At 62.1% G+C, this 24,056-nt stretch carries 24 protein-coding genes and 1 pseudogene; 9 read left to right on the top strand and 16 right to left on the bottom strand.

Annotated features, from left to right (window positions below):
- Positions 1-109 precede the first annotated feature (109 nt).
- The 3 genes and pseudogenes from RTE01_RS01880 to RTE01_RS01870 all read left to right on the top strand — a co-directional run bounded on the left by RTE01_RS01880 (position 110) and on the right by RTE01_RS01870 (position 2,678).
- Positions 110-731 (top strand): annotated as a pseudogene (locus tag RTE01_RS01880) (LysE family translocator).
- Positions 732-798: 67 nt separating this feature from the next.
- Positions 799-1,239, top strand: a complete 441-nt coding sequence (locus RTE01_RS01875; protein ID WP_115192689.1) for a VOC family protein — start codon at positions 799-801, stop codon at positions 1,237-1,239.
- A gap of 257 nt (positions 1,240-1,496) precedes the next feature.
- Positions 1,497-2,678 carry a YbfB/YjiJ family MFS transporter gene (locus tag RTE01_RS01870; protein ID WP_409372325.1) on the top strand — a complete coding sequence of 394 codons (1,182 nt, stop codon included), beginning with the start codon at positions 1,497-1,499 and terminating at the stop codon, positions 2,676-2,678.
- Here RTE01_RS01870 and RTE01_RS01865 read toward each other — a convergent pair.
- Complete coding sequence (locus RTE01_RS01865) at positions 2,675-3,517, bottom strand: LysR family transcriptional regulator (RefSeq protein ID WP_134526073.1); 843 nt, start codon at positions 3,515-3,517, stop codon at positions 2,675-2,677. The two genes, RTE01_RS01870 and RTE01_RS01865, sit on opposite strands and share 4 nt — an antisense overlap.
- A 92-nt stretch (positions 3,518-3,609) precedes the next feature.
- Here RTE01_RS01865 and RTE01_RS01860 point away from each other — a divergent pair, with 92 nt between their 5' ends.
- Positions 3,610-4,695, top strand: a complete 1,086-nt coding sequence (locus tag RTE01_RS01860; protein WP_134526070.1) for an NAD(P)H-dependent flavin oxidoreductase — start codon at positions 3,610-3,612, stop codon at positions 4,693-4,695.
- Positions 4,696-4,730: 35 nt separating this feature from the next.
- Here the strand turns inward: RTE01_RS01860 and RTE01_RS01855 are convergent, their stop codons facing one another.
- The 4 genes from RTE01_RS01855 to RTE01_RS01840 are packed head-to-tail and all read right to left on the bottom strand — an operon-like array spanning position 4,731 to position 8,033.
- The gene (locus tag RTE01_RS01855; protein ID WP_166793729.1) at positions 4,731-5,390 is read right to left on the bottom strand and encodes a methionine ABC transporter permease; all 660 of its coding nucleotides are present in this window, start codon (positions 5,388-5,390) and stop codon (positions 4,731-4,733) included.
- The gene (locus tag RTE01_RS01850; protein ID WP_076947518.1) at positions 5,387-6,178 is read right to left on the bottom strand and encodes a methionine ABC transporter ATP-binding protein; all 792 of its coding nucleotides are present in this window, start codon (positions 6,176-6,178) and stop codon (positions 5,387-5,389) included. Before RTE01_RS01850 ends, RTE01_RS01855 begins: the two co-directional genes overlap by 4 nt.
- Positions 6,175-6,981, bottom strand: a complete 807-nt coding sequence (locus RTE01_RS01845; protein ID WP_041145614.1) for a MetQ/NlpA family ABC transporter substrate-binding protein — start codon at positions 6,979-6,981, stop codon at positions 6,175-6,177. Before RTE01_RS01845 ends, RTE01_RS01850 begins: the two co-directional genes overlap by 4 nt.
- A gap of 23 nt (positions 6,982-7,004) precedes the next feature.
- Complete coding sequence (locus tag RTE01_RS01840) at positions 7,005-8,033, bottom strand: isopenicillin N synthase family dioxygenase (RefSeq protein WP_115192693.1); 1,029 nt, start codon at positions 8,031-8,033, stop codon at positions 7,005-7,007.
- Positions 8,034-8,322: 289 nt separating this feature from the next.
- Here RTE01_RS01840 and RTE01_RS01835 point away from each other — a divergent pair, with 289 nt between their 5' ends.
- On the top strand, positions 8,323-8,610 hold the full coding sequence (locus RTE01_RS01835; RefSeq protein ID WP_134526067.1) for a VF530 family protein: 288 nt from the start codon (positions 8,323-8,325) through the stop codon (positions 8,608-8,610).
- Positions 8,611-8,616: 6 nt separating this feature from the next.
- On the opposite strand, the gene RTE01_RS01830 is transcribed toward RTE01_RS01835, so the two are convergent.
- Together RTE01_RS01830 and RTE01_RS01825 are read right to left on the bottom strand one after the other, a co-directional pair.
- Positions 8,617-9,033, bottom strand: coding sequence for a hypothetical protein (locus RTE01_RS01830; RefSeq protein ID WP_123552319.1), 417 nt, complete (start codon positions 9,031-9,033; stop codon positions 8,617-8,619).
- 121 nt (positions 9,034-9,154) lie between these two features.
- A complete protein-coding gene (locus tag RTE01_RS01825; protein WP_123552320.1) occupies positions 9,155-10,111 on the bottom strand; it encodes an AraC family transcriptional regulator in 957 nt (318 codons plus the stop codon).
- 109 nt (positions 10,112-10,220) lie between these two features.
- Between RTE01_RS01825 and RTE01_RS01820 the strand changes: the two genes are divergently transcribed.
- Complete coding sequence (locus RTE01_RS01820; protein WP_041145610.1) at positions 10,221-11,420, top strand: MFS transporter; 1,200 nt, start codon at positions 10,221-10,223, stop codon at positions 11,418-11,420.
- Between the two features lie 45 nt (positions 11,421-11,465).
- On the opposite strand, the gene RTE01_RS01815 is transcribed toward RTE01_RS01820, so the two are convergent.
- Positions 11,466-11,915: a helix-turn-helix domain-containing protein gene (locus tag RTE01_RS01815; protein ID WP_045858182.1), complete on the bottom strand. Its 450-nt coding sequence runs from the start codon at positions 11,913-11,915 to the stop codon at positions 11,466-11,468.
- A gap of 69 nt (positions 11,916-11,984) precedes the next feature.
- Here RTE01_RS01815 and RTE01_RS01810 point away from each other — a divergent pair, with 69 nt between their 5' ends.
- Positions 11,985-13,211: an MFS transporter gene (locus tag RTE01_RS01810; protein WP_134526064.1), complete on the top strand. Its 1,227-nt coding sequence runs from the start codon at positions 11,985-11,987 to the stop codon at positions 13,209-13,211.
- Between the two features lie 15 nt (positions 13,212-13,226).
- On the opposite strand, the gene RTE01_RS01805 is transcribed toward RTE01_RS01810, so the two are convergent.
- Together RTE01_RS01805 and RTE01_RS01800 are read right to left on the bottom strand one after the other, a co-directional pair.
- Positions 13,227-14,120, bottom strand: a complete 894-nt coding sequence (locus tag RTE01_RS01805; protein WP_134526062.1) for a dihydrodipicolinate synthase family protein — start codon at positions 14,118-14,120, stop codon at positions 13,227-13,229.
- A gap of 49 nt (positions 14,121-14,169) precedes the next feature.
- A complete protein-coding gene (locus tag RTE01_RS01800; RefSeq protein ID WP_135184607.1) occupies positions 14,170-15,060 on the bottom strand; it encodes a DMT family transporter in 891 nt (296 codons plus the stop codon).
- Positions 15,061-15,164: 104 nt separating this feature from the next.
- Between RTE01_RS01800 and RTE01_RS01795 the strand changes: the two genes are divergently transcribed.
- Complete coding sequence (locus RTE01_RS01795) at positions 15,165-16,499, top strand: aminotransferase-like domain-containing protein (protein ID WP_141334611.1); 1,335 nt, start codon at positions 15,165-15,167, stop codon at positions 16,497-16,499.
- Positions 16,500-16,543: 44 nt separating this feature from the next.
- Here RTE01_RS01795 and RTE01_RS01790 read toward each other — a convergent pair whose 3' ends face one another.
- From RTE01_RS01790 to nifL, 5 genes are all read right to left on the bottom strand, one after another.
- Positions 16,544-17,089: a dihydrofolate reductase family protein gene (locus RTE01_RS01790; RefSeq protein ID WP_041145604.1), complete on the bottom strand. Its 546-nt coding sequence runs from the start codon at positions 17,087-17,089 to the stop codon at positions 16,544-16,546.
- Positions 17,090-17,259: 170 nt separating this feature from the next.
- Positions 17,260-17,763, bottom strand: a complete 504-nt coding sequence (locus tag RTE01_RS01785) for a nitrogen fixation protein NifQ (RefSeq protein WP_134526056.1) — start codon at positions 17,761-17,763, stop codon at positions 17,260-17,262.
- On the bottom strand, positions 17,763-19,169 hold the full coding sequence (gene nifB / locus RTE01_RS01780) for a nitrogenase cofactor biosynthesis protein NifB (RefSeq protein ID WP_134526053.1): 1,407 nt from the start codon (positions 19,167-19,169) through the stop codon (positions 17,763-17,765). The genes RTE01_RS01785 and nifB overlap by 1 nt, the downstream gene beginning before the upstream one ends.
- A gap of 154 nt (positions 19,170-19,323) precedes the next feature.
- Positions 19,324-20,898 (bottom strand): nif-specific transcriptional activator NifA, encoded by a 1,575-nt coding sequence (nifA, locus tag RTE01_RS01775; RefSeq protein WP_123707956.1) that lies wholly within the window; start codon positions 20,896-20,898, stop codon positions 19,324-19,326.
- Positions 20,895-22,382 carry a nitrogen fixation negative regulator NifL gene (nifL, locus tag RTE01_RS01770; protein ID WP_076947528.1) on the bottom strand — a complete coding sequence of 496 codons (1,488 nt, stop codon included), beginning with the start codon at positions 22,380-22,382 and terminating at the stop codon, positions 20,895-20,897. Before nifL ends, nifA begins: the two co-directional genes overlap by 4 nt.
- 320 nt (positions 22,383-22,702) lie before the next feature.
- Here nifL and RTE01_RS01765 point away from each other — a divergent pair, with 320 nt between their 5' ends.
- On the top strand, positions 22,703-23,233 hold the full coding sequence (locus RTE01_RS01765) for a flavodoxin (RefSeq protein ID WP_115192704.1): 531 nt from the start codon (positions 22,703-22,705) through the stop codon (positions 23,231-23,233).
- Positions 23,234-23,255: 22 nt separating this feature from the next.
- On the opposite strand, the gene nifM is transcribed toward RTE01_RS01765, so the two are convergent.
- On the bottom strand, positions 23,256-24,056 hold the full coding sequence (gene nifM, locus RTE01_RS01760) for a nitrogen fixation protein NifM (RefSeq protein WP_134526050.1): 801 nt from the start codon (positions 24,054-24,056) through the stop codon (positions 23,256-23,258).

Raw genomic sequence — 24,056 nt, 5'->3', positions numbered from 1 at the left:
GCCCAGGATGTGATTTCCGCACGTTTCACTTAAACCGCCGCAAGATGAAATTTATGCCGTTGCTGCTGCCGCCAAATTTATCTAAAATCCACTCTTTCGGAGAAAGAAAATGTCCGTCACCGATTCCCTTCTTGCCTTTTCATTTGCTGCGCTGCTCCTGACCTTAACCCCGGGTCTCGATACCGCCCTCATCCTACGAACCTCCGCCGCGGAAGGCGGTAAAAAAGCCTTTCAGGCCGCGCTGGGTATCGACGCGGGATGCCTGATCTGGGGGGCGCTGGTCGCCCTGGGCTTAGGCGCGCTGCTGGCGGCATCGGAGCTGGCCTACAGCCTGTTAAAATGGTGCGGCGCTGCCTGGCTGTGCTGGCTGGGCCTGCACAGCCAGGCAGCGCCGCGCCTTTGATGCCGGAACGGCGGCGCCCGCTGGCGGTAACTGGTTCTTAAGGGGGATGTTAGGCAACGTGCTGAACCCTAAAATGGGCGTCCTCTACGTCTCGTTTCTGCCGCAGTTTATCCCCAGCGGCCACTCCCCGGTGGTCTGGACCTTTCTGCTGGTCGGCATCCACGTGCTGCTGGGCACCCTGTGGTCCTTAACCCTGATTATGGCTACCCGCTATGCGTCGGGCCTGCTGAAGGCGCCGGGATTTATCCAGTGGATGGACCGGGCGACGGGCGGCGTATTTATGCTCTTCGCCGCGCGGCTGGCGCTCAGCAGCCGCCAGGCCATTTGATTGCCTGGGCAGCGGGGCCAATTCGCGGTATATATCTCATCTTGTATATCAACCTCCAGGAGGGAGTATGACAGCCGATTTAGCCGGAATTGAGGTGCTGTTCGTCGCCGGGTTTGGGCCCATTACCCGCAGCGCCGAAAGCAGCCGATCGTTTTACGCCGAGGCGCTGGGTTTGCCTTTGAAGGCGATGGAGGGTAACCCCGACTACCTGCTCACGGAGCAGGACGCGCTGGCCGGGGTGAAGCACTTTGCGCTGTGGCCGCTGGAGCAGGCGGCGCAATCATGTTTTGGCGTTGACCGCTGGCCGGCGGATCTCCCGCAGCCCCAGGCGTGGATCGAGTTTGAGGTGCGCGATATTCAGGCGGCCAGCGACGGCCTGCTGGCGAAGGGTTACCGCCTGCTTATCGCCAACCGCGTGGAGCCGTGGGGGCAGACGGTGACGCGTCTGCTGAGTCCGGAAGGGCTGCTGACCGGCATCACCATCACGCCGTGGCTGCGCGGCGAGTAGATGCTTTCCGTCCTCGCCTCTGCTGCGCGACGGCTTGCGCCAGCAGCGGAGGCGGGGCGTTTTCCGCTTAATATCCTGCATATTTCGTTGACCGACGAAGCATTTCCCGGCGTTTTCCTCTAGTTTCCCGTTCTGACGATCCGCGGCGCCGATCCAACGCCGCTTGCCTGTCCGTCAATTTATAATCATACTAATTTGAGAATTTAAAATATAAATAATTCTCTATTTGAGATTAATCATTGAAAGGAGTGCGCAACGTGACTGAATGCAGGCCAGAACTGAAGGCTTTCCTGCTGGCGCTGGCCGGTTCGGTGGTGCTGATCGTCGGGATGGGGTACGGGCGCTTTGCCTTTACCGGGATCCTGCCACTGATGCTGGATGAGCATATTTTAACGCTGCGTGAAGGCAATCTCGCGGCCTCGGCGAACTACGCGGGCTATCTGCTGGGGGCGCTGATGCTGGCGAAGGCCAGGCCGGGCGATGCGAAGTGGTTAAACCTCGCGTCGGTACTCTTAACCCTGCTGTGTCTGGCGGCGCTCGGCTGGCTACGCTCGCCGCTGGCCATTATTGCGGTCAGGGGCGCTGCCGGCGTGCTGAGCGCGGTCACCCTGATCGCCGCCTCGCTGTGGCTGCTGCAGCATATGAAGCATCACAACGGCGCGCCGATCCTCTATTCGGGCGTCGGAATGGGCATTTTTCTCTCGGCGGAGTTTATTTCGCTCGCCAAAAGCCACGCCTTGACCAGCCAGCAGATCTGGCTGATCTGTGCCGCCAGCGCCGCGCTCCTGTTTTTGCTGGTCCTGCGCCTGCTGCTCAGCCCGTCGGACTACCTCGTGGACTGGAAGCCGACGGTATCGGCTCAGGCAGCAGGTGCAGAAGGCCAGCGCGGAGAAGCATGGAAACTGTTGATTATCTACGGCTTAGCCGGATTCGGCTATATCATCACCGCGACCTATCTGCCGCTGTTTCTCTCCGGCTCGCTCACCGATATCGACCCGGTGCAGCTGTGGGCGATGTTTGGCCTGGCGGCGGTTCCGTCCTGCTTTGTCTGGCACCGGCTGGCGCTTAAGCTCGGCTACCGGCGGGCGTTTACCCTCAACCTGATGGTACAGGCGACCGGCGTGATCCTCCCCGCCTGGAGCCACTCCCTGGCGTTTTGCATGCTGAGCGCTCTGCTGGTTGGCTTCACCTTTATGGGCACCGTGACCCTGGCGCTGCCGGAAGGCAGGCGCCTGAATCACCTGGTGACATTCAATATGATCGCCGCCATGACCGCCACTTACGGCATCGGGCAGATTATCGGCCCGCTGGCGGCCGGCGTTCTGCACGCGCTGACCGGCTCCTTCAACGCCGCTCTCGGCGCCGCGGGCGGGGCGCTGTTCGTGGCCGCCGTACTGGTGACGCTCGGCAAACCCGCCGGGCAAAGGCGGGAGCGCTAAATATCGGCCGCCAGCAGCAGCTGCTGGCGCATGGCATCCAGCGCCGGCGAAGCGTAGCCTTTGCGCCACACCAGCTGGGTCATCGCCGTGCCGACCGGCTGCGTCTCGCAGCCTTCAGGTAGCGTCATGAGCGCCAGCACGCTCTGCGGCACGATCCCGGCATATCCCCCCGAGGCAATGCAGGCAATCACGGCGTGATATGAGCCGATCTCCTGGACTTCAACGTTTTTCACGGCGGATAAAAATGCTTCCCCGCGCTGGCGATAGCTGCAGCCCTGGGCAAACGCCGCCAGCCTGAACGCTTCCTGTCCGGCAGGGGTTATCAATACCAGCTCCTCGGCAAAGAGAGGCAGATACTCCAGCGCCGCCGGACACTCCGGCTCGCCGCTGGCGTCCGGCGGCAGGCTTACCAGCGCGCAGTCGAGCGCAGCGCTCAGCACGCGTTCGACCAGCTGCCGGGTAGGCATGGTTTGCAGGGTGAGGGCGACCGCCGGGCACTGCTGATGAAAGCGCGGCAGAATTGAGGTTAAGCGGCTGGCGGCAGCGGCCTCCATCGCCCCCATCCGCAGGCTCCCGGCGGGCTGCGTCGGATGCAGCGCCTGCTTCGCCTCTTCGGCCAGGCTGAGGATCCGCAGCGTATAGTCAAGAAAGCGCTCCCCGGCGGCGGAGAGCAGCATCTTTTTATTGCCGCGCACGAACAGCTCGACGTCGAGCTCCTCCTCAAGCTGCTGGATGCGCGTGGTGATGTTCGATTGCGCGCGTCCCAGCCTCTTAGCCGCCCGGGTGACGCTGTGCTCCTGGGCGACAATTTTAAAGATTTCCAGCGTGCTGTGGTTCATGTTTTTCTTCTAAATATGGAATTAATATTGATCTTAGCATCTCGAAAAGAGATGTTAAGCACTGAATATCACAAATCTACGCAGGATCAATCATGAGCAACCGCCTGTTGCAGCAGCTTGATATCGTTTATCCCATTATACAGGCCCCGATGGCCGGCGTGTCCACGCCCGAGCTGGCGGCGGCAGTCAGCAACGCTGGCGGCCTGGGCTCGCTGGGATTGGGCGCCTCTTCGGTTTCCCAGGCGCGGGCGCTGATCGACAAAACGCGGCGGCTCACCGACAGAGCGTTTAACGTGAACCTTTTTTGCCACCTTCCGGCACCCAGAGACGAGCAGGTTGAAGCCCGGTGGCTTGAGCGGCTGCGTCCGGCGTTTGCCCACGCGGGGAGCCAGCCGCCGGCGGCGCTGACGGAGATTTATCAAACTTTCCTCGGGCACGAGGCGATGCTTGAGCTGCTGCTCGAACTGGCGCCGCCGGTGGTCAGTTTTCACTTCGGCATTCCGTCCCGGGAGGTCATTCTCCGCCTGCAGGAGAGAGGCATCGTCACCATGGCCACCGCCACCAGCGTTGAGGAAGCCCGGCAGATCGAGGCGCAGGGAGTGGATATCGTGATTGCGCAGGGCTACGAGGCGGGCGGCCATCGCGGGATCTTTGACGAACGCGGTGACGACCAGCAGCTGAGCACCTTTACGCTGGTCCAGAGTCTGAAGCGGGCGGTGAGCCTGCCGATTATTGCCGCTGGCGGCATTATGGACGGCGCGGGAATTTGCCGCGCTATGAGCCTCGGCGCCGAGGGCGCGCAGCTGGGGACCGCATTTCTGCTGTGCCCGGAATCGGCGGCGGACAGCGGCTATCGTCAGGCGATTAAAGCCGATCCTGACCCGCAAACCCTGCTCACCGCGGCCATTTCCGGCCGTCCGGCGCGCTGTATACACAACGGCTGGCGTGCGCTGGCGCACCAGGTTGCGGCCTCTGAGATCCCGGCCTATCCGCTGGCCTATGCTGCCGGTAAGGCGCTGGCGACGGCGGCTAAAGCGGGAGGGGATGAGCGCTACGGCGCCCACTGGGCGGGACAGGGCGTGGGCCTGATCCGCGAGCTGTCGGCGACGGAGCTGATGGAGACCTTAATTCACGAGTGCGGCTTACGCCAGCGGCGAGAAAAAGAGCAGGAGAGATAAAGGGCGGCGCCGTCAGGAGATCGCCCTTGATGAACCTAACGACGGTGCGCCAGGCGGCGAACCAGGCGGTCACCGGTCATCTGCACGCCCTGGACCATCGCCACCAGAATCAGTACCGTGCCCACCATTACCTCGTTATTAAAGCGCTGGTAGCCGTAGCGGATCGCCAGGTCGCCCAATCCGCCGCCGCCGATCACCCCGGCCATCGACGAGAAGCCAATCAGCATAACGATAGTCAGCGTCACGCCGGCCAGCAGGGTCGGCAGCGCTTCCGGCAGCAGAGATTTAAATATCACGTGCCAGATGTTGCCGCCCATCGACAGAATTGCCTCAATCCGCCCGTAGTCCACCTCGTCCAGCGCGTTTTCCGTCAGCCGGGCGAAGAAGGGAAAGGCGCCGATGGTTACCGGCACCACCGCGGCGGTGCTGCCGAGGGTGGTGCCGATAATCAGGCGGGTAAACGGGATCAGCGCAATCAGCAGCACAATAAACGGCAGCGAACGGCCGAAATTGATCGCCGCCCCCAGCAGCGCGTTGAGTTTTGGCATCGGCAGCAGGCCGTTTTTGCGCGAAATAAACAGGATAATCCCGGTCGGTAACCCGAGCAGAACGGTAAAAAATGTCGCCAGGCCGACCATATAAAGGGTGTCCAGAGTGCCGTCAACCAGCAGCGGCCAGAGATCTTCCCAGCTCATGCTACTCCGCATAAAGGCCTCCCGTGAAAGCCGTGACGAGCGAGAAAGTCGCGCTCCGTTTGCGGGTCGTGGAGCAGCGACTGGCGCAGTTTTGACCACGGTGCCACCAGCAGATCGGCAATTTTTCCGCTTTCAACAATCTCTCCTTTTTCCAGCAGCGCGGCGTGATCGCACAGGGTTTTAACCACTTCCAGCTCGTGGGTGATCAGCACGATGGTCAGATGAAGACGCTGATTGATATCCGCCAGCAGCGCCAGCACCGAAGCGGTGGTTTCGGGGTCCAGCGCGCTGGTCGCTTCATCACACAGCAGCACGTCGGGCCTCGCGGCCAGCGCGCGGGCGATCCCCACGCGCTGCTTCTGCCCACCCGAAAGCTGGGAGGGAAAGGCCTCGGCCTTATCGCTGAGCCCCACCAAATCGAGCAGTTCCTCTACCCGGGCCCGGCGGGCGGCCTTTGCCATCCCGGCTATTTCCAGCGGCACCGCAACGTTGTCGGCGACGCTGCGCGCATGGAGCAGATTAAAATGCTGGAAGATCATGCCGGTGCGCAGGCGATAGGCGCGCAGGGCCGATTTATCCATCTGCGTAATATCATGCCCGTTCACAATAATGCGGCCCGCAGTGGGCCGCTCCAGCAGATTCAGACAGCGTATCAGCGTACTTTTGCCCGCGCCGCTGCGCCCGAGGATGCCGTAAACGGCGCCCTTAGGGACATGCAGCGAGACATCGTTAAGCGCCGGTCGGCCCGTTCCGGCATAAGTTTTACTCAGCCCCAGCACCTCAATCATGACTGCGGCGCGACCGGTATCACCGAGCCGTTGTACTGTTTGCGGATAAATTCCGCCACCTGCGGCGACGTCAGATCCTTCGCCAGCTGCTTGATCCGCGGATCGTTGGCCAGGGACGGATTGGTGACGAGGATGTTGGCGTAGGGGTTATGCGCCGCGCTTTCCAGACCCAGCGCATCTTTTGCCGGCGTCAGGCCCGCTTCCAGCGCATAGTTGCCGTTAATCACCGCCAGGTCGACGTCGTCGAGCGAGCGGGGGATTTGCGGGGATTCAATCTCAAGAATTTTGAGATGTTTAGGGTTCTCCACAATATCCTTTGGCGTTGCCAGAGTGGTGGCCGGGTCGGTAAATTTCGCCGCCAGCTTAATCAGCCCCTGGCTCTGCAGCAGGAACAGCGCCCGGCTCAGGTTGGTGGTGTTATTCGGCACCGCGACGGTGGCGTTTTCCGGCAGGGATTTGAAATCTTTGTGTTTGCGCGAGTAAATACCCAGCGGTTCAATATGCACCGTCGCCGCTACGGTAAAGGTTTTACCCAGGGCTTTTTCCTGATCTTTCAGATAGGGAACGTGCTGGAAATAGTTGGCATCCACGTCGCCGTTAGCCAGCAGCTCGTTGGCGTTCACGCCGCTGGTGAGCTCTACGATCTTCAGATCGAGGCTCGGATCGATTTTCTTGATGTAATTCAATATCTCGGCATGCGGTACCGGGTCAGCGGCGACGCGTAGCGCGGCGGCCTGCGCCGAGGTCCATGCCAGAGAAAGAGACAGTGCTACCCCTGCCAGTTTGAAAGCGGCATTTTTCATGGTGTTTTCCTTTATTGTTATGTTTAAACGATCAGTTGTTCGGCGCGTTCGCGAAACACATCCTGGTAGTAGCGTTCGGCAACGTCCGGATGCGAGCGCAGGCGCCCCTTCAGGTAGTTCCAGCCCACCTCCCGCAGCAGCGGATTCTGCGGATCGCTATCCGGCCCGAGCGCCTCCTGCGCCAGTTCAGGCGGCAGGGTGTAGACCGGAACCACGGCGTCCAGCTGCGCGCCGAGGAAGAAGGCGATAGAGAGGCGCTGCTGGTCCGCCGGCGGCGAAACGACGCGATGCACCGTCGCGCGCAGATAGCCATTGGTCGCCAGCTCAAGAAGTTCGCCAATATTGACCACAAAGCTGCCGGCCAGCGGGGTTGCATCGATCCAGCGGCCGGGTGCGACTTCAACCTGCAGCCCTTTTTGCTCATCCTGGAGTAAAAAGCTGAGGAACCCGGAGTCCTTATGCGCGCCAACGCCCTGGGTGCTTTGCGTCTCCTGCTGGCCTGGGTAGCGGATCAGTTTGATATGCTCATTAGGCTGCTGGCCGTAGAGGGTATCAAAGGCGTCATGGGGTAAATTCAAGGCTTCGGCAAAGGCGCGCAGCACGGTAATACCCACCTGCGTCATCTCGCTTTGCCAGCGCAGCAGCGTTGGTTTCAGCTCAGGCAGCGCGTCCGGCCACAGGTTAGGTCCCTGCAGGCGCTGCCAGCGCGGCGCATCGTCGCCGAGGGTCAGAGCAGGGCGCTCGGCGCCAATATCGAACTGTTCGCGCCAGTCCGGCTGCCCGCGGGTCAATTCCGACGCGGCGCGGTTATAGCCGCGAAAGTGCGGGGAGTGGATCATGGCGACCGGCTGCTTTTGCGCATCGGACAGCGAAAAGAAGCGGCGGGAGAGCTGCTGCACGCTGTGCTGCAGTTGGTCATCCACTCCGTGATTGATCAGGTAAAAGAAGCCGATATCGCGCGCGGCATGGCGCAGGTCGGTGAGAAAAGCGGATTTCTCAGCGGGATCTGCGTAGCGGGCAAGATCGAGAATCGGCAGGGTGGTTGCGTTCATTGTGTTCTCCGAAGGCGGTATGCGTATATTTTCGGGTATTCAGGTTCAGGGTTCGGGGACAACAACAGCGCATAATCATTTCCTCAGTCAGGCGGTCAAACACAGCTTGCCCTAAGCGAAAATAATCAACCAATAACCTTCTTTTCTAATTTATGTCCGTCGGGGGTTCAGTGCTTTTGCGAATAGTAGATAAGGGCGATAGCGCGCTAAGTCCGCCTCGCGAGTTGCGCGGGGCGAAAGGAGCCAGTATGGTGTGCGCAATTTCTCAGGTATTTCAGGACAGGACATTATGCAGCCTTCAAAAGATCCCCTCCACGGCGTCACGCTTGAGGCGTTACTCAACGCACTGGTGGCGAAATATGGCTGGGCGGAGCTGGCAAAGCGCATCAATATTAACTGCTTTAAGAGCGATCCCAGCGTCAAATCCAGCCTGAAGTTTTTACGCCGGACGCCCTGGGCGCGCAAGGAAGTGGAAGAACTCTATATTGATAGCCTGGAAGATATTGCCGATGAGCGGGAGGATATGCCGACCGACGGCCCGTGGGCAAACTGGCAGAGTAAGAAAGAACAGCGCTAGCGGCGGTTAAGGTGCCTGCCTGCGCATCTGCCGCCACTTCACGGTGTGATAAATAAAATAGCCGGCGGCTAAAGGCAGCGTCAGCGGCATGACGATAAAAAGATATAGCGTGCCAATTCGGTAGCCATCAATAACCTCAAACACGCGCGCTGAGGTCAGGTGGAGCAGCGTATCGTCAGCCCCTTTTTTGGCAAAGGGATACAGCAAAATAGAGACCCAGCCGAGCGCAATAAACGGCCAGCTGACGTTATCGTATAAGCCGTAAATAAAAAACCCGAAGAACAGCGCGCCACACGCCAGCTTACCGATAAACTCCGGACGCTTAATAAAAAGCAGCGCCGGATGCGCGATGTGGACCTTACTCTGCCGCGGCCTGCGGCTTCCCGTTTTCCGCGATCGGCGGCGGCTGTTTTTTCTGCTCACTTCCTGTTAATTATCCTGCTTAGCCGGGATGCAATAGCGCATACGCCATAGTGATATTTAGCGGCGAATTGAGCAAATATAATTCAGCCGCGCTGCCAAAAAAGGCGGGCAGATATTCTGTTTATATCTCTTCGCCAGGTGAAATTGCGCGCAGGGCGCCCGGCGCCTTGCCGGTAATACGCTTAAACGCGCGGCTAAATGCGGCATGGGAGCTGTAGCCCAGCTTAAAGGCCACTTTTTCCAGAGCCTGGCCCTCATGGGAGATGTACTGAACCGCCAGCCGCATGCGTAATTCGGTCAGATAGCGCGCGGGCGTCGTGCCGGTCGCCGCCAGAAAGCGCTCGGCAAATACCGAACGCGAAGTTCCGGCCTCGCGGGCCAAATCCTCAACCTTCCAGTTAACCCCCGGCTGCTGATGCATCACGTAGATAGCTCTCGCCAGCTTCGGATCGCGCAGCACCTGCACCCAGCCGGTGGCGTTGCCGCAGCCGCACTCAACCCAGCCGCGAACGATCAGCGCCGCCACCACGTCCGCCAGCCGCGCGAGGATCCCCGCATAGCCCGCCTGGCGGGTGAGAGTTTCTCGCTCCATCGCCGCCAGCAGAGGCTGGATTTCCGGGCGGGTATTCAGCAGGCTGCTGACCATCATCACCTCCGGCATCGCCTTGACCAGCGGCTGCATGCCGCCGAGCTCAAAGTCCATACAGCCGCTGAAAATAATGGCGTTGTCCTGCGCCGGCTGCGGGCCCTCGTTTTTGATGCAGCACACCGTACTGCACACCGGCTCGGTAGGCAGCTGCTGTACGTTGACGATCTGCGCCCCGGCGTCGGACATCAGCGCGTGGCCGTCGCCGTTGGGGATAAACAGCGCATCGCCGCTCTCGAGAGCCAGCTGCTGGCCGCTGGCCATGCGCAGCACAACCGGGCCGCGGCTGATGAAGTGAAACTGCGCCTTGCCTGGCACATAGCTGAAGGCCACCCCGAACGGGCGGCCGGACTCAATGCGCCGGTAGTTGACGCCTGAAAGACGCATGCCGCGCAGCAGTTCGCTGGTGAGATCTATGGCCTGATGGGTCATAACGCTATTCCCGGACGAATAATCAATAATGGCAGAGTATGCATCATAGATCGTCCGATGAGAAGTTTCTAAGCTGTGTCGGATTGTTAACTGTTCTGGAGAGATGTATATGAGTTCCTGCATTGTAGCCGATGAGAGCCAGCTAAACGCCAAACCCGCATGGCGGGCCGTTTATGCGCTGGCGCTGGGCGTTTTCGGCCTGATTGTTGCAGAGTTTCTTCCCGCCAGTCTGTTAACGCCAATGGCGACAAGCCTGGGCGTAAGTGAAGGGATGGCGGGGCAGGCGGTGACCGCGACGGCACTGGTGGCGCTGGTTACCGGGCTGCTCATTACCCCGGCGACCAAAAATATCGATCGCCGCTGGGTGCTGATGTTTTTTTCGGTGCTGCAAATCATCTCCAGCATGATGGTCGCCTTTGCGCCTTCGCTGGAGTTTTTACTCCTCGGCCGCCTGCTGCTGGGGATTGCCATCGGCGGGTTCTGGTCAATGTCCACCGCGACCGCGATGCGCCTCGTGCCCGCCGCGTTTGTACCCAAAGCGCTGGCCATTATCTTCTCCGCCGTATCGGTAGCGACCGTCGTGGCCGCGCCGCTGGGCAGCTATTTAGGCGGGATGATCGGCTGGCGCAACGTGTTTATCATCTGCGCGCTGCCGAGCCTGGTGGCCCTGTTCTGGCAGCTGTGGGTTCTGCCCTCCATGCGTCCGGAAAGCGCAGGCAGCTTTGCGACGCTGTTTAAGGTTCTGCGCCGGCCGGGGATGCTGGGCGGCATGCTGGCAACCATTTTGATTTTCAGCGGCCATTTCGCCTTCTTTACCTACCTGCGGCCGTTTCTGGAAACCGTCGCCCAGGCGAGCGTGGAGGGGGTTTCCCTGATCCTGCTAGGCTTTGGGCTGGCGAACTTTGTCGGGACCTCCATTGCCGGACATTTACTGGCCCGCAGCCTGCGCATGACGCTGGCGCTGGTGCCGCTGGTGATGAGCATTCTGGCGCTGATGATGGTGACCTTCGGCCATCTGGCGCTGCTTGACGGTCTGATGGTGGCCATGTGGGGCTTCGCCTTTGGCCTGGTGCCGGTGGGCTGGTCAACCTGGCTTGCCACCACGGTGCCGGATGAGGCCGAAAGCGCCGGGGGGCTGCTGGTTGCCTCCATCCAGCTGGCCATCAGCGCCGGTGCGGCCGGCGGTGGGGCGGTGTTCGACATCACCGGCGCCAGCGGCGTCTTTACCGGCAGCGGTCTGCTGCTGCTCAGCGCGATGGTCATTGTCCTGGTCGGCGTCCGGGTAAAACCGGTCCCGAGCGGAGAGTAAAAATAAAAGCGCCTGCGGGCGCTTTTTTCGTTTTTCGTTTAGCCGTTAGCCGGGCCGCTTCAGCGATCGGCCGCTCGGCGCTTTTTTCTTTGCCGCCCTGGCGCCGCTTTTCCCCGCCAGCTCAACAAGACGCCTGAAGGTCGGGCACTCCATATGCGAAGGTGCCGGGCAGTCGGCGACGTGGCGAAGCGTGTCGCGCAGGGCGGTGAGCTGCTGGATCTGGCGGTCGATGCGGTCGGCCTGCTGGTGCAGCCCGGCGCGCGGAAGGTCGGGCGAACCCTGCTTGCCGAACATGCTCGCGATCTCATCGAGCGAAAAGCCCGCCGCTTTGCCCATGGTGATGAGCTTCAGATGCAACAGCACGTCGTGCGGAAACTGTCTGCGCAGCCCGTGGCGTGAAATTGACGCGATCAGGCCGATCTCTTCGTAGTAGCGCAGCGCCGAGGGTCTGATCCCGCTCAGGGCCGAAACTTCACCGATATCCAGAAATTTCATGCTTGACCTCAATTCGACTTGAAGTCGTAGCATGCTCCTGAACCGAATTTCCGGCAAGAGGGCAATGCGATGACACAGGTGGAATTACCGAACCCGACACACAAACAGGCGGCAATAACGACGGCGCTCGCGCTCTGTATGCTGCTGGCCTCGCTGGGCACCAGCATCGCTAACATTGCGCTACCCACGCTGGCCGCGGCCTTTTCCGCCCCTTTCCCGCAGGTGCAGGCGGTGGTCACCGTCTATCTGGCGGCGCTGACGATCTCGGTGCTGGTTGCCGGTCGCCTCGGCGATAGATGGGGACTGAAGAGCATGCTGATGGTCGGCCTCGGCCTCTTTATGCTGGCCTCACTGCTCTGTAGCCTGGCCGCCAGCCTGTGGTTTTTAACCATGGCGCGGGCGCTGCAGGGGGCGGGAGCCGCTTTCCTGATGACGCTGAGCATGGCCCTTATGAGACAGGCCGCCGGGAAGGATCGCATCGGCCGGGCGATGGGGCTGCTGGGGACCACCTCGGCGCTGGGCACGGCGCTCGGTCCCTCCTTCGGCGGGCTGCTGATAGCCTGGGCGCAATGGCGCAGCATTTTCTGGGTTCAGCTGCCGATCGCCTGCCTGGCGCTGCTGCTGGTGTTTATCGTCCTGCCTGCCGATCGCCGCGCGCGCGCCGAGTCACGAATAAGCCAGCCTCCGGCGCCGATCGGCCCTCTGGCGCCCTGGCTGCTGGCCAATCTTTTGGTAGCTGCGGTGATGATGGCCACCCTGGTGGTGGGGCCGTTCTATCTCGGCAGCGCGCTTAATCTGAGCACCGCGGAAGTGGGCTTTGTGATGGCCATCGGCCCGGTGGTCTCTATCTTTTGCGGCGTGCCGGCCGGCCGCCTGGTTGACGGCTGGGGAACCCGCCGCACGCTCTACGTGGGGCTGATCCTGCTGACGGCAGGAGCCTTTATGCTGGCAGAGCTGCCGAACCGGACGGGCATAATCGGCTACGTGCTGTCGGTGATGGTTCTGACCCCCGGCTACCAGCTCTTTCAGGCCGCCAACAATACCGCCGCGCTGCTCGACGCGCTGCCGGGCCAGCAGGGCACGGTCTCAGGACTGCTGAGCCTCGCGCGGAATATGGGGCTGATCGCCGGTGCGGCGGTCATGGGAAGCGTTTTTTCGTTTGCCGCCGGCACGCAGGACCTCGTTCACGCTCCGGCGTCGGCCATTGGCGGCGCCATGCGCTTCACCTTCCTGCTTGCCGGCATCATGATGACCGCCGCTATCGGCGTCGTGCTCACCGGGCGCCTGAAAAAATAACCCTGCCGCTGCCGATCAATCCAGCCGCGGCAGCTGGCCGAGGATCTGCTCCAGGGAGAGTCGTTCCTGACCGCTCAGCGTCTGCAGAGGGAACGGCAGGCACGGCGCCGGCGCGATGCCAAGGATCTCGGCGACGGTGGCGATCGCGCGCAGGCTTCCGTGGCGGTGATAGAACGCCCACAGCGGCGCAAGGTCTGCGCTAAGCCTGAGCGCCTCGTCTTCATCCCCGCGCTGGGCCGCCCGGGTCAGGCGCAGAGCGTAGCGGGGGAAGAGTCCGCCGAGTACGGAGTACCAGACGCCGCAGCCGGCAATCAGGCCCGGCGCGGCGCGGGCGTCACCGCTGATGCCGAGCGTGACCTGTCCGGCGATCCGGCTCTTCAGGGCGGCGATGCGCTGCGAGGCGGCGCTCCACTCTGCCGGAAGCTCGCCGAGTTTTATCGAAGCGACGTGGTTAAGGTTCGCCAGGGCGATCAGCAGGTCGTCGGAAAAGTGAAACCCGGTGGTTGCCGGATTGTCATAGACGCACAGCGGGACCGATAGCCCGGCGGTGACGCGCTCATACAGGCGAAACGCTTCATCGGCGCTCAGTTTCTGATACGACAGCGGCGCCAGCAGCACGCCGCTAACGCCGGCGTTTTGCGCATCCTCCGCCAGCCTCATGACCTCATCTGCGCTGATGTTGCTGATGCTGGTCATCACCGGAGTACCGGACGCGGCGTCGACGGCGAGGCGGGTGACCCTGAGCCGCTGCTCCCGGGTCAAATAGGCGTAGCTGCCGGTCGAACCCAGCGCGCCTATGGAATCCACGCCGGCATCGACCAGGTTTTCAATCAGTGACACAAACGACTTCTCGTCGATCTCCGCCCCCGCCAGCGGGGTGAGAGGGAATGCGCTCAGGCCTGTAAACATCGTTGATTCCTTTTAAAAAAATGGGAGTAACCCTGGCGACCGCTGCGTTTTATCGGGCAAACTTTCGCGATCCGCTCACGCACAGAATAACGCCTAAGGTGACGAAAACCATTACCGGACTGACCGTTTCATGCAGCAGGACCGCCGACAGCGTCAGGCCAAAGAACGGCTGCAGCAGCTGGAGCTGGCCGACGGCGGCAATCCCGCCGATTGCCAGCCCTTTGTACCAAAAAATAAAGCCGATCAGCATACTGAAAAGCGATACGTATCCTAACGCCGCCCAGGCCGGGGCGCTAATGCCGCTGAAGGTCGCCGGCAGAGTTATCACGGTGGCGATCAGCATGAAAGGCAGCGAGATAATCAGCGCCCAGCCGATCGTCTGCCAGCCGCCGATAGCGCGGGTCAGCTTTGCGCCCTCGGCGTAGCCCAGGCCGCAGACAACGACGGCGGCCAGCATCAGCAGATCGCCGGTCAGCGACGCCGAGGCGCTTTGCGCGAGCGCGAAGCCCACAACCAGCAGGCTGCCGATGACCGAAAAGATCCAGAAGGCCGTTTTGGGGCGTTCACCGCCGCGCAGAACGCCGAAAATGGCCGTGGTCAGCGGCAGAAGTCCGAGAAACACGATGGAGTGTGCAGCGGTGACGTGCTGCAGCGCGAGGGCGGTCAGCAGCGGAAAACCCACCACCACTCCCAAAGATACGATGGTCAGCGCGACGAGCTGCGAAGCGTGAGGGCGCCGCTGGCGAAAGCACAAAATCAGCGCGCAGGCCACTATTCCGGCAATAGATGCGCGCAGAAAGGTCAGAAAGAAAGGGGCCATCTCGAGCACCGCCACGCGCGTGGCGGGCAAAGAGCCGCTGAAAATAATCACGCCGAGCAGGCCGTTGAGCCAGCCGGAAACGGCGCCGGGGTCGGCTTTATGTACCGCTGAATTCACCACTGTAACCTCATCTGTTTGTTCACGTTTACGGGCTTGAGCCTGGGGTCAGCGGATGGTAGCCTCGCTAATCTAATACAATCAAATTATTGTCATGGATACATTTGATGAAAGCCCGCTACAAAGGCATTGTTGATCAATTCGCTGAGGCGATACGAAACGGCGAGATAGCGCCGGGAACCCGCCTGCCGACGCACCGGCATCTCTCTGCGCAGGAGCATATCTCTTTGGCGACCGCTACCCGGGTCTACAGCGAGCTGGAGGCGATGGGGCTGGTGAGCGGCGAAACCGGGCGCGGTACCTTTGTCAGAGAGCGGTCGCTGCCTGCGGGTCATGGCGTCGATCAGCAGACGGTGGCGACGGACGTGCTCGACCTGAATTTTAACTATCCGGCACTGCCGGGGCAGGGAGAGATGCTGCGCGACGCGCTGCGGCAGCTTTCGGCGGCCGGTGACATCGAGTCGCATCTGCGCTATCAGCCCCACGCCGGCAGGCTCGGTGAGCGCGAGATGATGGCCGGACACTTTTGCCGGCACGGATTTCGGCCGACGGCGGACAACCTGCTGATCGTCAACGGCGCCCAGCACGGGCTGACCGTCACGGTGATGGGGCTGCTGAGGCCCGGCGACGTCGTTGCCGTGGATGCGCTGACCTATTCGGGGTTCAAAGCGCTGGCCGAGCTCTACCATCTTGAGCTTATCGCCATTCCGTCCCTCGCTGATGGCCCGGATTTAGCGGCCCTCAGGCAGATCTGTCAAAAAAGACGCGTCCGGGCGGTCTACGTCATGCCGACGCTGCATAATCCGCTGGGCTGGGTACTTAGCCACCGTCAGCGCAAGGCGCTGGCCGAGATTGCCCGCGCCCACAGTCTGCTGATCGTCGAAGATAGCGCCTACGCCTACCTGGTGCGACGGCCGCCGCCGCCGCTGGCGTGCTATGCGCCAGAGCGCACCGTCTATATCAGCGGATTTTCAAAAAACGTGGCGACCGGCCTGCGGGTCGGGGTGGTTATTTGCCCTGAAAGCTATCGTTCCGCGCTGGAGAGAGCGATTCGCGCCACGACCTGGAATACCCCCTCCGTACTGACGGCGCTGGTCTGCGGCTGGCTCCAGGACGGCACCATCAGCCGCGTTGAAACGCTAAAAAGAGCCGATGCGCGCCGGCGGCAGGCCGTGTTAAGAGAGGCGCTGGGCGATCTTCCCTGCGTGAGCCATCCGGACTCCTATTTTGCCTGGCTGCCGCTGCCGGATGAGGCGAGGGCGGATCGGGTGGTCAAGGCGCTGATGGACGACAATATTTCCGTTTCGACGGCGGCGCCTTTCTGCACCGCGCAAACCGTCCCCCAGGCCATCAGGCTGGCGCTGGGATCGGTCTCGACGGAGAGTTTGCGGCCCGCGCTGGTTAAGGTTCGCGAGGCGGTGGAAGCAGAACGCTATCGCTAGCAGCAGGGCGGCCGTGATGCCTTCGCGCTGGCCGCCCCGCGAGTCTATGCGGCTTGTGGCGTCAGCCGATAGTGCGACTGCACCAGGCCTGAAGGGAAGCTGCGGCTTGATAGCAGCGTCAAATCGATATCCTGGGGCAGAGATCCGAACAGCGGCTTGCCCGAACCGAGCAGGACGGGCACGGTCGTGATAATAATATCGGCGACCAGCCCTTCGCGCAGGAACGACTGGATCAGCTGCCCGCCGTCGATATAGACACGATGCGCGTTCTGCGCCGCCAGGTCGTCCAGCACCTCCTTCGGCGCGCGGCGGGAAAACTGCACTTTACCCTTCAGCGCCTCGGGCACGGGGGTATCGGCCAGCTGGCGGGAGAGCACCAGCACGGGCCGGTCATAGGGCCATTCGTCGAAGGCCAGCACCTTCTCATAGGTTCCCCGGCCCATCACGATCCAGTCTTTGTCCGCGATGAACGCCATATAGCCGTGATCTTCCGTCGGATCGTCGCGCTGCAGCAGCCAGCCGATATCGCCATCCTGCCGGGCGATGTAGCCATCAAGGCTGGCCGCAATAAAAACGTGTGTGGTGACCATCGGGCGCTCCGTATTCAGGCTGCAGATAGTAAGTTGAGTTTAGCGGCCCTGATGACGCGGGCATAAACGCAGAGAAAAACGCAGGCCTAAAAGTACGGAAAAATTCCGCCGAGGACAAGACGCTAAAATCGGTACTCAAGGGGCGAATTTGCGACGGCCCGTCCGGCCACTTACTCAAAACAGGCGCTGCGCTCATAGCACTCGTCGCAGCTCGGCGAGCGGCAGACGACCTCTCCCTGCTGAAGCAGGCAGCGCTGGCGGTAGAAGAACTTTTTCCAGCGCATATTGTGTTCGTTCATCACCACCAGCTGCGGAAAACAGTCGCTCATCAGCAGGCGCAGCTCGGCCCGTGACGCCAGGCCAAGATCCTGCCAGAGATGGTTATAGGCCAGAGAAACTTCGGCGACGATCTGCGCCATCGGCCCGGCATCCTGCTGCATCCACCCCGCCAGCCACGTAGCGAGCTGCCTGCGCTCCTCTTCGCGGGTGGCGTTCAGCTCCGCCATCAGGCGGCGGCGGGTGAGCGCCTCGCCGTCCAGCGGCGTTTCGACCTGAGCCAGGCGCTGACCTAATGCCAGCCAGTCGCTCTGGCTGAGCCCCATCCGCAGGGGAAAGCTGCCTTTCCCCGCGTGATAGAGCAGCCACAGGCGGTTTAGCCAGTCGCGCGGTGGCATCAGGCGACCCCCTGCTGCGCCCGCGCGGCGGGCCAGCTGCCCCGATGCTGCTGCCACCAGTCGGGGAGCACCTCGGAAACCGGCCGCCATGCCCCCTCGACGCAGGGCTCAATGCCCGCCTGCTCCAGCTTTTGCCACGGCGCATGGCCGATGCGCACGCAGAATACGGCTTTAACGTCCGCCAGCAGCGCAAGGATCGCCGCAAACCTGGCGTCGTTATCCTGCGGCTCGCAGCCGTCGCTGCCGTGGCAGTATTTCGGCGTAAACCGCTCATTGACCAGCACCATGCCGGCGGCCGACAGGCTGTAGATGTAGAAGCGGTCGGCGTGACCAAAATGGCTGTCAATCACGTCTCCGCGGCCTGAGGCAACCGCAACCAGGCAGGCGTCGTCGGCCTCGGACTCGCCGCGGGTGGCGATGCTGGCATGAAGCTGGGCGCGCTGATGGAGAATCGGCAGCCAGGCGGGGAGGCTTGCCGCGGCCGGCAGCTCGGTAAACTGCTGGCTGCGATCCTCCCCCAGCATACCGATAGCGTCGGCGCGGCACTGATGGCAGTGGGTCATCTGCGGCATCACTTCGCCGCAGCGGCTGCGGGTGGCGGCGAGCATTTCGGCATCCGGCTCCGGCTGGCCGTTAAGGCCAAAAACCGTGCCGTGCTCCGGTCTGGCGATCAGCGGCATAATATTGTGAATAAAAGCGCCGCTGGCCTGCAGCCGACGGCTAACGTCGGCCATGCCGCTGTCGTTAATCCCCGGGATCAGCACCGAGTTTATCTTCACCAGCACCCCTTTGGCGGTCAGCCGGCTCACGCCCTCCAGCTGGCGGGCGATGAGGATCTCTCCGGCCTCGCGCCCGCTGTAGCGCTCGCCGTCGAGCCAGAGCCAGGCATAAATTTGCGCGGCAACATCGGCATCCAGGGTATTAATGGTGACCGTGACGTGATCAACGCCGACATCCAGCAGGCGATCCACCGCGTCGGGCAGCATCAGGCCGTTGGTTGACAGGCACAGCTTCAGGTCCGGCAGCTGGTCGCGTATCAGCTCGAGGGTGCGGAAGGTGCGGGTGATATTGGCGAGCGGGTCGCCGGGACCGGCGATCCCGACCACGGAAAGCTGCGGGATGGCCTCGGCGACCTGGCGTACTTTGAGCACCGCTTGCTCAGGCGTCAGCAGCGTTGAGGAGACGCCGGGGCGGGATTCATTGCTGCAGTCGAACTTGCGGTTACAGTAGTTGCACTGCAAATTGCAGGCGGGGGCGACCGGCAGATGCATCCGCGCAAAGCGGTGGTGCCCGCTGCGCGAATAGCAGGGGTGCGCAGCGGCCTTATCGGCAACGAAAGGCGTTAACGCGCCGCTGTCCGCAGAGTGACAGGCTTTACCGGCAGGGAAAGAGGAGCAGGAAGTCATGGTCGTACCTTCATGGTTGGGCGATACCTTCCTGCTGCAAATGCTGTACCAAACGCCACTTCACTAACCAACTGAAAATTAAAGATAATATTAGGCAGTAAATTGTCGCAATTCCGCCCGATTGCTGACAATGTCCTGAACCTCACACGACGAGTCAGATTCGCGGCATGGTGATGTCCATAATCTGGATCCGATAGGCGACCTGGCGCGGCGTCATCCCGAGCAGGCGCGCCGCTTTGGCCTGCACCCAGCCGGCTTTTTCCAGCGCGGCAATCAGCCGCTGGCGCTCGTCGAGCGTATTATCGAGCCAGCCATCCTCTGACGGGCCGCTGGCGGGGAGCGCTTTCGGCATCGTGTCGTAGTGATTGAACAAAATCACGTCCCGGTCGATCAGCCCGCTCTCCGACATCACCGCCGAACGCTCAAGGCAGTTTTCCAGCTCGCGCACGTTTCCCGGCCAGCTGTACTCCATCAGCAGGCGGATCGCGCCGTCGCTTATTCGCAGCGACCGCCCCTGATTTTGGGCGATTTTGCGTACCAGAAAATGCGCCAGCTCGGCGATATCCTCCTGGCGCTCGCGCAGCGGGGGCAGGGCGACAGGCATCACGTTGAGGCGATAGTAGAGATCCTCGCGGAAATGTCCCAGCCGCACCTCCTCCTCCAGGTGGCGGTTGGTCGCCGCGATGATGCGCACGTTTACCCGCAGGGTTTCATCGCCGCCCACGCGCTCCATCTCTCCCTCCTGCAGGATGCGCAGCAGCTTGGCCTGGAATGAGGCGCTGCTTTCGCCAATCTCATCGAGAAACAGAGTGCCGCCGTCCGCCAGCTCAAAGCGGCCCTTGCGCTGGCGCACCGCCCCGGTAAAGGCGCCTTTCTCATGACCAAACAGCTCGCTCTCCAGCAGGGTGTCCGGCAGCGCCGCGCAGTTAAACTTGACGAACGCGGCAGCGGCGCGCGGCGAATTATGGTGAATGGCATTGGCAATCAGCTCTTTGCCGGTTCCGCTCTCGCCGCGCACCAGCACCGTGGTATCCCAGCGGGAGACCTGACGAATAATCTCCATAATCTGGCGCATTGCCGGGCTTTTACCGACCATCGTGTCGAGGCCAAAACCGCGCGCAGGCGCGCAGGTGCGTGGCCGCTCGGCTCTGGCGAGGGGCTGAGCTGGCTGCTGCGCGGAAGTCGGGAGGATCATCAGGCGAATGGTCTGGGCTATCAGGTTAGCCACGGTTTCAAGAAACCGCGTGCAGGCCGGGAGCCGCTCGTCCTGACGCACCATCGGCTGCGCCGACAGCACGCCAATGGGCTGAGCGTTGGGCCCCATCAGCGGCACGGCGATAAACGGCAGATCGTAATCATAGAGGCTGAGGCGGTCGAGAAAGCGCCGATCGTCGGCGACGCGCGGCAGCACCAGCGACTGGCCCCGCGCCAGCACGGTGCCGACCAGTCCTTCCCCCGGCCGGTAGCGGATCTGCGTACTGCCAGGCAGCGTCTGACCATCCGTCTGCTGTAGCGCTTCGATGCTGAGAATTTCCTGCTCGCTATCGTAAAGGCAGATCATGCCGTGCTGCATAAAGGCGTCGTTGTACAGCACGCTCAGCACCTCCTGGAGCGTCTTGCTGGCCTCGGTGGCGCGGCTCAGCACCACGCTGATGCGCTGCATGGCGGTAAACTGCTGAGAGAGGTCAAAGCGCCTGACGGTGGTGTCTGAGTCGGGTTTGTGGGTCATAGCTCGCCTCCGTTCAGGGTGTTAAAGAGGGGGAAGCGCAGCACAAGGCAGGTTCCCCCCTGCGGACGGGAAGTCAGTTCGATGGCGCCGCGATGGTGGGCGACCAGGGTCTGGATGAGCCGCAGCTCCATCCCCTTGCCGGGAGAGTTTAAGGCATCGGGGGAATGGGTATAGCGCACCTGCAGCAGCGGCACATTGTCGTTGAGGTAGAGCGAAAGCCAGCCCTCGTCCTCTTCGGCGTAGAGCTGCATCTCCAGCGGCACGGAGGGCAGCTCGGCGGCGAGGGCCAGCGTGCGGTCAAACCACAGGCTTAAGCAGGCCAGTAGCTGCGTGCGCTGGCCGAAGCCGATCAGGTGCGGGGAGGCCATATCGACCAGCAGCACGCCGCGATCCTCGAAGCGGGTACGGTAGAGCGCGCACAGATCGTCGAAGAAGGGCTGCAGCGGCCAGGCGGCGTTGCTCTCCAGCTCCAGGGAGGGCCGGCAGCGCTGCAGGCGAGCCATCGCCTCTTCGCCTTCGCGCCACGCGGCCTCCAGCGCCACGTTACCGCCGCCTTCGCCGTTCAGCCGGCGCGCCGCCGCCAGCATGTTGATCGGACAGTTAAGCTGAATTAGCGCCGCGTCGAGCGACTCGCGAATGGCGGCCAGCAGCTTACCGGCGGTCATCTGCTGCTTGAGCCGGTCGAGGCGACCCTGCTCGTGCTGCTGGCGCTGCTGCGAGCAGTCGGTGATAACGACCAGCGTGCGCGCCGGGGCGCTGTCGACGAAATAGCGGCTGGCTTCTTCGCTAACGCCGGGCAGCGCCCAGCTGGTCACCGACAGCCAGCGTACCGCGCCGCGCACCGCCAGCGGCAGAATTTGCTCCGCGCCGGGCCCCATTTTGCGCGGTGAAACCTGCAGCTCAACCAGCAGCTCTTTCCCGCCGCAGTCGGCGCAGAAGGTTTTGTAGGCGAGGTTATCCATCACCACCCGATCCTGCTCGTCGACCACCACTACGGCGGCGGGAATATTATTGAGCACGGCTTCCATCAGGGTCATGTGATTGCGCAGGCGCTGCTCGAGGGTGTAGCTGACGCTGATATCCCGCTGCATCGCCAGATAGTGCTCCAGCTCGCCCTGGGGATTGAGTACCGGCGTGATGTCGATATCCACCAGATAGAGCCCGCCGTCGCGGCGCTGATTGATCAGCTGGCCGCGCCAGGGCTGGCGCTGGAGCAGCGTTTGCCACATCTGCTGGTAAATTTCGCGCGGCGTCTGGCTGCTGGCCAGCAGCCGCGGGTTCTGGTTCAGCAGCTGCGCCAGCGAATAGCCGGTCTGGCGGCAAAACGCCGGATTGGCGTAAATGATATTGGCTCTCGCATCGGTCAGCGAAATCGCCACCGACGCCTGTTCTACCATGGTAAAAAACAGCCCCGGATGTTGTTGAGTCAGCGCGCCGGCAATCGCCTCCGGCACGGCGTTATCGAGCATCATATTCAGGGTCATCGCAAACTCCTGTGTCGCAGTTATGACAATTTGTCCGACACCGCGACGCCAACGCCGCGGTGTTATTCGCATCCTGATAACCATGCAAACCGTGCGCCCTTATCAAAGCGACCTGATGAAACATTGATCCGACAGCGGAAAATCGCGCTTTTTTTGCGTTGTTGCGGCCCGGACGGGCCCGCTGTGGGCGGAAGAAGGGCGAAGGGGCGATCGTTATGGGGCAGACCTGGGCCGCGGTGGTGCAAATAAACCTGGCACAGCCTTCGCAATACCCCTGGCGACAACTGGTGTTTTAACCCCCTTCCCGACAGGAGCGTAACATGGCGAACATTGGCATTTTCTTTGGCACGGATACCGGCAAAACGCGCAAAATTGCGAAGCTGATCCACAAGCAGCTGGGCGGCGTTGCGGATGCCCCGGTCAACATTAACCGCACGACGCTGGAGGCGTTTTTGGCCTATCCGGTGCTGATTCTGGGTACGCCGACGCTGGGAGACGGGCAGCTGCCGGGCCTGGCGGCCGGATGCGAGAGCGAATCGTGGAGCGAATTTATCCCGGCCCTTGACGGCATCAGCCTGAGCGGTAAAACCGTGGCGCTGTTCGGTCTCGGCGATCAGCAGGGCTATCCGGACAACTTCGCCAGCGGAATGCGCCCGCTGTATGACGTCCTGAGCCGCTGCGGGGCGCAGATTATCGGCAGCTGGCCGAATGAGGGATACGAGTTCAGCGCCTCATCGGCGCTGGAGGGAGAGCGGTTTGTGGGACTGGTTCTCGACCAGGATAACCAGTTCGATCGCAGCGAAGAGCGCCTGAGCCGCTGGCTTGAGGAGATCAAACGCGTGGTGCTGTAAGTTTTCGCGGGTAGCCGCAGGGCTACCCGCACAGCCCCGGCTGGCACGAGATTGAATCCTGCAGCCACCGGCGCTGATGGCGCTGCTGGCTTTGCTGCCACAGATAATCGCGGGCGCTCTCCAGCGCCTGCTGCTGCTCCATCGGCACGGCGGGGCGAATCGCTTCGCACCACAGCAGGTGCCATCCCAGCTCGCTGGCGACCGGCGGGCTCAGCGCATTCTCCGTGAGCGAAAACAGCGCCGTCTCCAGCTGCGGATAGAGCAATCCCCGGCTAATCCAGCCTAAGCGTCCGCCCTCCAGCGCGCTCGGGCACTGGGAATAGCGCTGCGCCAGCGGCGCAAAGGCATCGCGGGAGACGTTGATTTGCTGATGCAGCCCGAGGATTTGCCGATGAACCGCCTCGAGGTCGCCATCGACCGTCAGCAGCAGGTGGCGGGTCAGGCGCTGCTCCGGGCGCATAAAATGCGCCTGATGGTGAAGATACCAGGCCTGTACCGTTGACGGATCCGGCTGCGGCACCTGCTGCGCCAGTTCGGCAAAGGCGATCTCCAGGCGGGTGTGATGCAGCACGATGGCCTCGCGCTCCTCGGGGGTAAAGCCGCCGTCGCTAAGCCAAACCCCAAGCGACGCGGCCACGCTATCCCTCAGCTCTGGCGCAATATCGTGCGCCGGCGCCAGGGTGACGATAGCCAGCTCCATCTGACGCTGGCGCTGCCAGGCCTGCTCAAAGGCCTCGCTGTCGGCGGCGTTTAATGCCGCCGGTTCACTGTTCCAGCGGCTGCGCGCCAGGCGCTGGCGGCCAAACCGTTCCCATGCGTTCAT

It is taken from the genome of Klebsiella terrigena, assembly GCF_006539725.1.
Lineage (GTDB): Bacteria > Pseudomonadota > Gammaproteobacteria > Enterobacterales > Enterobacteriaceae > Klebsiella > Klebsiella terrigena.
Note: the sequence above shows the minus strand (reverse complement) of the source record. Positions and strands in the feature narration are given on the sequence as shown.

Coding starts and splice junctions, on each gene's coding strand:
- RTE01_RS01875 (WP_115192689.1), top strand. CDS start 799: ATGACAGCCGATTTAGCCGGAATTGAGGTGCTGTTCGTCGCCGGGTTT.
- RTE01_RS01865 (WP_134526073.1), bottom strand. CDS start 3,517: ATGAACCACAGCACGCTGGAAATCTTTAAAATTGTCGCCCAGGAGCAC.
- RTE01_RS01860 (WP_134526070.1), top strand. CDS start 3,610: ATGAGCAACCGCCTGTTGCAGCAGCTTGATATCGTTTATCCCATTATA.
- RTE01_RS01855 (WP_166793729.1), bottom strand. CDS start 5,390: ATGAGCTGGGAAGATCTCTGGCCGCTGCTGGTTGACGGCACTCTGGAC.
- RTE01_RS01850 (WP_076947518.1), bottom strand. CDS start 6,178: ATGATTGAGGTGCTGGGGCTGAGTAAAACTTATGCCGGAACGGGCCGA.
- RTE01_RS01845 (WP_041145614.1), bottom strand. CDS start 6,981: ATGAAAAATGCCGCTTTCAAACTGGCAGGGGTAGCACTGTCTCTTTCT.
- RTE01_RS01840 (WP_115192693.1), bottom strand. CDS start 8,033: ATGAACGCAACCACCCTGCCGATTCTCGATCTTGCCCGCTACGCAGAT.
- RTE01_RS01835 (WP_134526067.1), top strand. CDS start 8,323: ATGCAGCCTTCAAAAGATCCCCTCCACGGCGTCACGCTTGAGGCGTTA.
- RTE01_RS01825 (WP_123552320.1), bottom strand. CDS start 10,111: ATGACCCATCAGGCCATAGATCTCACCAGCGAACTGCTGCGCGGCATG.
- RTE01_RS01820 (WP_041145610.1), top strand. CDS start 10,221: ATGAGTTCCTGCATTGTAGCCGATGAGAGCCAGCTAAACGCCAAACCC.
- RTE01_RS01815 (WP_045858182.1), bottom strand. CDS start 11,915: ATGAAATTTCTGGATATCGGTGAAGTTTCGGCCCTGAGCGGGATCAGA.
- RTE01_RS01810 (WP_134526064.1), top strand. CDS start 11,985: ATGACACAGGTGGAATTACCGAACCCGACACACAAACAGGCGGCAATA.
- RTE01_RS01805 (WP_134526062.1), bottom strand. CDS start 14,120: ATGTTTACAGGCCTGAGCGCATTCCCTCTCACCCCGCTGGCGGGGGCG.
- RTE01_RS01795 (WP_141334611.1), top strand. CDS start 15,165: ATGAAAGCCCGCTACAAAGGCATTGTTGATCAATTCGCTGAGGCGATA.
- RTE01_RS01790 (WP_041145604.1), bottom strand. CDS start 17,089: ATGGTCACCACACACGTTTTTATTGCGGCCAGCCTTGATGGCTACATC.
- RTE01_RS01785 (WP_134526056.1), bottom strand. CDS start 17,763: ATGCCACCGCGCGACTGGCTAAACCGCCTGTGGCTGCTCTATCACGCG.
- nifB (WP_134526053.1), bottom strand. CDS start 19,169: ATGACTTCCTGCTCCTCTTTCCCTGCCGGTAAAGCCTGTCACTCTGCG.
- nifA (WP_123707956.1), bottom strand. CDS start 20,898: ATGACCCACAAACCCGACTCAGACACCACCGTCAGGCGCTTTGACCTC.
- nifL (WP_076947528.1), bottom strand. CDS start 22,382: ATGACCCTGAATATGATGCTCGATAACGCCGTGCCGGAGGCGATTGCC.
- RTE01_RS01765 (WP_115192704.1), top strand. CDS start 22,703: ATGGCGAACATTGGCATTTTCTTTGGCACGGATACCGGCAAAACGCGC.
- nifM (WP_134526050.1), bottom strand. CDS start 24,056: ATGAACGCATGGGAACGGTTTGGCCGCCAGCGCCTGGCGCGCAGCCGC.